Genomic DNA, 5639 nt, shown 5'->3' with positions numbered 1-5639 from the left:
ACGAAAGCAGGTATGCCTGAAAGTGTGCGTATTGCCTGAAAACACAACCCGCTACGGGGGAGACTTACCCGAAATCTGATTTATTCAACAAAGCCGCGCTCCGGATGAATATGATGATCTCATATCAGGAACTTGTTCGCACCTTCCCTAAAATAAGGCACGTGACGCCCTGCCAGGCTTCCATTTTTTGGTAGCGGCATATTGCTGACAACAGCAAATAATCGCATAAATACTCCTTATTTAAGGCTGCAAGGCCCTGAACACAAATTAATAATTTGCTATCCGCCGCCCTGCCATTTTTATTTTATTACGCCATGAATGACGGGGGTATTTGCACCATAATCATTAATTGTTTGATAGGTTATCGCTGTACCGCTCCCGCCGGGAATAGCTACCTCTGCACGCCCCATTGGCGGTACCATGGTATTTGGCAACCCCTTCTGGCCGATATTAAAACTGACAAGCGTAATATAATACGGTGTTGGATTATTAATAATTAGCTGGCCGTTCCCTTTACTAAATGTCAATTTGGCAGGTGCCTCTGCAGGGGACGGCGTCAACCCCGGGGGGCGGACAAATAGCTTTATCCGCGACAGTACCGCCAATTGCAATACATTCTTCCCTTGTATTGCATTGCGATCGATCGCTGGGATTGCTTTAACATTTATCCAGTAAATACTTTCCCGATCTTTCGGCAGCGGTTTCCCGGCATAAATAATTCTCAGGGTATTCTCACCGGCGGGTTTGCTGACAAATAAAGGTGGTGTCAGTACAAAATCATCGCTTTTCACACCGTCAGTTTTCTCCACCCATGACTGAATTAAAAAGCGTAAATTTTTATCACTATTGGTAATCGCCAGAGAAACTTGCTTCGCCTCCGCAGGGTAAACGACCCGCGTCGCCCCCAGAGCAATACCGCCGGCCTGCGCGCCAGATATAGCCAGCCAGGGCGTAATAAATAGCAGCGCCATACCCAGCCGGCGAAAACTTTTTTTCGTTAACACAAGAACCTCATTAATCACTAATATTTTGTTATTGATAAGTAAGCGCAAACCATGCCCAGGTATCTGCTGCACCGCCGGTCACCTGCCGGGAGGTTGCCCGATAGCGCGCTAAAAATTGCAGCCTGGTTTCCCCATCCCGAATATATACGGCGTGTTCAGGCGGACTATTGGGCACCATCAGTTGGTCCCGATAATCAAACAACGCCAATCCAACCCCAGGAGAAATATCAGCGGCATCCGCGGCCCTGAGTACTAACGGATCCTTACCGTCCGTTACTCCCCAAAAGCTCACGCCCACCGTGTGGTAAATTGCGCGGCTACACCCTGTCAGAGCAATACTGAATGGCACCGGGGCGGAATAACTCCCCACCCCGCTAAATTGATTGCTGCGCACTTCACCCATATCAATTATTTGGTTTGCGCTCCCGGTGCTGACTGAACAACCGGCGGCGGTAATTGCGCCACGTAATTTAACCTGACCGCCATCAATAATGACATGATGGCGATTACCGGCCATTACAGCCGAAGAGAACAACAACACCGCAGAGATAAAAACGGCTGAATATCGCAACGTCAGGCTCCTTACGAAGTTGGCAAGTGAAGTGGCAGCGTTCAAATACCGTTACTGGTATTGCATGGTAAAGGTGGCATCGGCATCGGCCTGGCCAGGAGTGACCGTTTTGCTTGTTGCCTTATAGCGGGCGCTAAAGTGCAAAACATTTTTACCGTCTACCAGGGTGAACGGCGTTGAATAGGTGGAACCATTGGGAATTAGCACATTATCCAGATGGTCCCGCAACTCAATGCCCAGACCAGATGCCGAACCAGCGGCCCCTCCTGCCACATTAGAGACACCCAGAATGGTGTTATCGAGCTTATCTGCCGGGCCGTTAAAGGCCACCGAGGCTTTGGTAGAGACGGCAGTATCACAATCTTCAAGCTTAATCGTGAACGGCACTTTGCCGCTATAATCGCCGGCAGCGGTAAATTTTGCCGTCCGGAACTGGCCCATATTAACCGTCTGATCGGTTGACTCCGCACTGACCGCGCAAGCGGCATTGACAATACGACCGGTAAAATGAATATTGCCACCAAATACCGTAGAGGTTGCCGCAAATGCTGATACCCCCGAAGCCAACAGTGCTGTACCAATCATTAATGCAGAGAAACGCTTATTCATATTCAAATATCCTTTTAGACTTATTAATTACAGCTAACAACAGCTGACAGGTAAACATAAAGCACCGCATTTGCGCTCAACAATAAAATTGAACGCCTTGCAGCGAACCTGGAGAATAGCAGCATAAATACAAACAAAAACAAATACGCCTCAAGACCTAAGAAAACATGACAAAAATTTTGCCATTCCACTTCACACGCTGCAATAAACCCAGCATCCATCCGGTGCTGTCAGCTACCTAAAATAATTTAAAAAAGAAAAACACAGAATAACTACTGCCTAATAAGGATTATAAACAGCGGATAAAGACATAATAAGACACTATAACTAACGAATAAAATTACCATAACGCATAAAAATTTCGCCTACTGTCAAACTCAATAGCGCGCAATATCGCCCTCCTACATTGATACCCCTGACTTATATAATGAAAATATGCCGAATACAGTAACAAGAAAAACTCAGCCAACTACATGATATTTCACTAACCGGCATTCAGCATAATATTTAAACTTCCCGCCGTGAATTTATACCAATTCCGCACATTCCGTTTTATCCGTTATTGAAACACCTAACACACTTTTTAAAGGACTATATAAATGAAAAAATCAGCGGCAAAAAATACTCTGTCATTACTGGCAACCACAATTTGTACCGTTTTATTGTCTACCCAGGCATTTGCCGCTGGGGCTGGCTCCTATGAGGCCGGTGGCGGTCTGGCGCCAGGCGCCGATTCAATAGCAATTGGCGCGGGTGCGACCACCAATGCACTGGCCCCAAATCAAACGGCCGCGGGGGTGTAGGCAACCACGAGCGGCGCAGGATCCACCGCCATCGGGAACAATGCCACCGCCAGCGGAACAGAAAGCAGCACTCTCGGACATCAGTCCAGTGCCAGCGGTAATTTTTCAACATCAGTGGGCTATTACGCATCAGCAGCAGGAAAACAGGCAACAGCACTCGGTGAGGAAGCCAATGCTGAGGGCGAAAACAGCACCGCGATCGGTGCAAAAGCACAGGCATCCGGCATTAACGCCGTTGCTCTTGGCTCAGGATCTGTGGCGACTGAAGATAATTCCGTTTCCATCGGTAATGCCGATGCCACCCGTAAACTGACCAATATGTCCGCAGGCGTTGCCGATACAGACGGTGTCAATATGGGGCAGCTTAACGATACGGCAAAAACCTTACAGACAGGCATTGATGCCAATAAAGCCGCCATTACAGAGAATAAAACGGCGATTACCGCAAACCAGACGGCGATAGATAAAGCCCAGACAACTGCCGATGCCGCAAGCGCTGCTGCGACAACTGCCCAGGCAGGGGTTGATAAAAACATCACCGATATTGCCACCAATAAAACCGCCGTGACCCAGGCACAGAAATCCGCGGATGACGCAAACACCGCAGCCACGAAAGCCCAGGCCACCGCCGATACGGCCAGCAGTGCAGCGGCAACGGCCCAGGCAGGCGTTGATCAGAATAAGACAGATATTGCGGCGAATAAAAGCGCAGTAGCACAGGCCCAGAGCGATGCCAATACTGCCAATGCAGGGGTCGCGACGGCGCAGGCTGGGGTTGATGCCAATGCAACAAACATTACTAAAAATAGCGAAGATATCACGGTTAACCGGAACAACATTGCTACCACAGCGGATAAACTCAATCAGGTAGAGGAGTCCACCACACAGAACTTCAGCACGGTTAATAGCCAATTAGCCCAGCAGTCCACCCAGCTTAATAACGTCGATAATATGGCGAAAACTAATAGCACCTCGATTAAGCAACTTAATACCAGGGTGGATCAGTTAGATAGCCGCCTGAACCAGCAAGATAAAAAGCTACATCATTTAAACAAACGCCTGAATGCTGGCGTTGCCTCAGCATTTGCCATGTCACAAATCCCACAGGTGATGACGCCGGGAGCCTCCATGTTTGGCCTTGGGGCTGGCACCTTCCGTGATGCCAGCTCCGTCGCCATTGGGGCTTCCTCAGCAACCCAGAATGGCATTGTGGTGAAGTTTAGCGGCACGGCCAACACTCAGGGTGACTATGGGCTGGGTGCGGGAATTGGCTGGCAATTCTGACCTATTGCCCTTCTACGCCTCCCTGCTGATAACTGCAGCTAAGAGATGAAAAAGCCCGGAGGATGTACTCTCCGGGCTTATTTCACAACCGTGGTCGGGGTATTCCCGGGCTATCAGAAGGCGTTAATGGTCACCCACATCGGGCCCTGGCCCACCGCATAGCGGCCTTTCTCTGTCAGTAGCCCCTGCTCCCCGGTAATTTCATACACCGCGATACGGTGAGACTTCTGCCCGGCGGCAATCAGGAACTTACCGGAATCATCAATATTAAACCCGCGCGGCTGTTCTTCGGTCTTTTGGAAGCCTTCCACCGTCAGCACGCTGCCGTCTTCGGAAACACTGAAAATGGTGATAATGCTGGCGGTGCGGTCACAGGCATAAAGGTGTTTGCCGTCCGGGGTAATATGGATGTCCGCAGCCCAGCGGGTATCGGAGAAATCCGGCGGCATCATATCCAGTGACTGCACGCATTCGATTTCACCGCGGGGGTTTTGCAACTGCCAGACATCCACGGTGCTGTTCAGTTCATTAACGCAATAACCGTACTGGCGGTTGGGATGGAAGGTCATATGCCGCGGGCCAGCCCCTTCTGCGGTGGTGACTTCTGCCGGCTCCTGGGCCACCAGATCACCATCATCCCCGAGGGTGAACAGGCAGATGCGGTCTTGCTTCAGGGCCGGTACCCACAGGGTGTCATTATTGGGGGAGATATTGGCTGAATGGCAGCCTTCCAGCCCGTCTACGGTGAACGCCACCGGCTGCGGACGGCCATTGGCCAGCGGGGTCACGCTGACCGACCCGGCATTATACGAGGCGGTAAACAGGAACGCCCCGCTGTGATCGGTAGAGATATGGGTCGGGCTGCCGGGCAGTGCCGCATGGCCAGACTCACTCAGGGTACCGTCGTCCGGGGCAATCCGGTAAGCGATAACACGAAACTCAGGGCGTACCCCAACATATAACCAGCTCTTATCCGGGCTGACCACCATCGGCTGAACCTGACCGGCAACATCCACAACCTGTAACAGCGTCAGATCCCCTCGCTCATCCAGACGCCAGACGTGGATCTGCTGGCTTTCCGGACTGGCGGTATACACGGTTTGTTTCATCTTGACTCCTTTTTCATGGCGGCAAACGGTCTGACACAAAGGTAGTCGCTTTTCACTACCGCTGCTGCCGTAATACGCAATAGGTTTGGTTCCCCTTGCCTGGCAGTGTAACATTTGTGCCGACTTTCGATTTTATAACCAGGACTATCACATGCGTTATCGGGCTTTGTTGAATAAATCGAACTTTTAGCCGAAATTAGGATCAGATCACCACACTCCTGACCCTGTAGCGACATCCTGTGACAAAGCAAAAGTTCAA

Annotated in this window: 5 protein-coding genes and 1 pseudogene; 2 read left to right on the top strand and 4 right to left on the bottom strand. The window is 50.5% G+C overall.

Annotated elements, in window-relative coordinates:
* Nucleotides 1-299: 299 nt before the first annotated feature.
* The 3 genes from F9C28_RS19695 to fimA all read right to left on the bottom strand — a co-directional run bounded on the left by F9C28_RS19695 (nucleotide 300) and on the right by fimA (nucleotide 2184).
* Nucleotides 300-971, bottom strand: coding sequence for a fimbria/pilus periplasmic chaperone (locus F9C28_RS19695; protein ID WP_199016942.1), 672 nt, complete (start codon nucleotides 969-971; stop codon nucleotides 300-302).
* A 61-nt stretch (nucleotides 972-1032) separates the two neighbouring features.
* The gene (locus F9C28_RS19690; protein WP_233149199.1) at nucleotides 1033-1620 is read right to left on the bottom strand and encodes a fimbrial protein; all 588 of its coding nucleotides are present in this window, start codon (nucleotides 1618-1620) and stop codon (nucleotides 1033-1035) included.
* Nucleotides 1621-1626: 6 nt separating this feature from the next.
* Entirely contained in the window at nucleotides 1627-2184 is a 558-nt protein-coding gene (fimA, locus tag F9C28_RS19685; RefSeq protein WP_199016940.1) for a type 1 fimbrial major subunit FimA, read from the bottom strand.
* A gap of 812 nt (nucleotides 2185-2996) precedes the next feature.
* On the opposite strand from fimA, the pseudogene F9C28_RS20540 reads away from it, so the two are divergent.
* Both F9C28_RS20540 and F9C28_RS20430 read left to right on the top strand, forming a co-directional pair.
* A pseudogene (locus F9C28_RS20540) lies at nucleotides 2997-3269 on the top strand (trimeric autotransporter actin-nucleating factor BimA); the annotation flags it as partial.
* Between the two features lie 36 nt (nucleotides 3270-3305).
* Complete coding sequence (locus tag F9C28_RS20430; RefSeq protein WP_408641544.1) at nucleotides 3306-4271, top strand: YadA-like family protein; 966 nt, start codon at nucleotides 3306-3308, stop codon at nucleotides 4269-4271.
* A gap of 113 nt (nucleotides 4272-4384) precedes the next feature.
* Here the strand turns inward: F9C28_RS20430 and pgl are convergent, their stop codons facing one another.
* Nucleotides 4385-5380: a 6-phosphogluconolactonase gene (gene pgl, locus F9C28_RS19670; RefSeq protein WP_199016938.1), complete on the bottom strand. Its 996-nt coding sequence runs from the start codon at nucleotides 5378-5380 to the stop codon at nucleotides 4385-4387.
* Nucleotides 5381-5639: the final 259 nt, after the last annotated feature.

The sequence above is a fragment of the Shimwellia pseudoproteus genome, from assembly GCF_016415625.1.
GTDB classification, from domain to species: Bacteria; Pseudomonadota; Gammaproteobacteria; order Enterobacterales; family Enterobacteriaceae; genus Shimwellia; species Shimwellia pseudoproteus.
The sequence above is the reverse complement of the archived record's forward strand: the minus strand, read 5'-3'. Positions and strand labels throughout refer to the sequence as shown.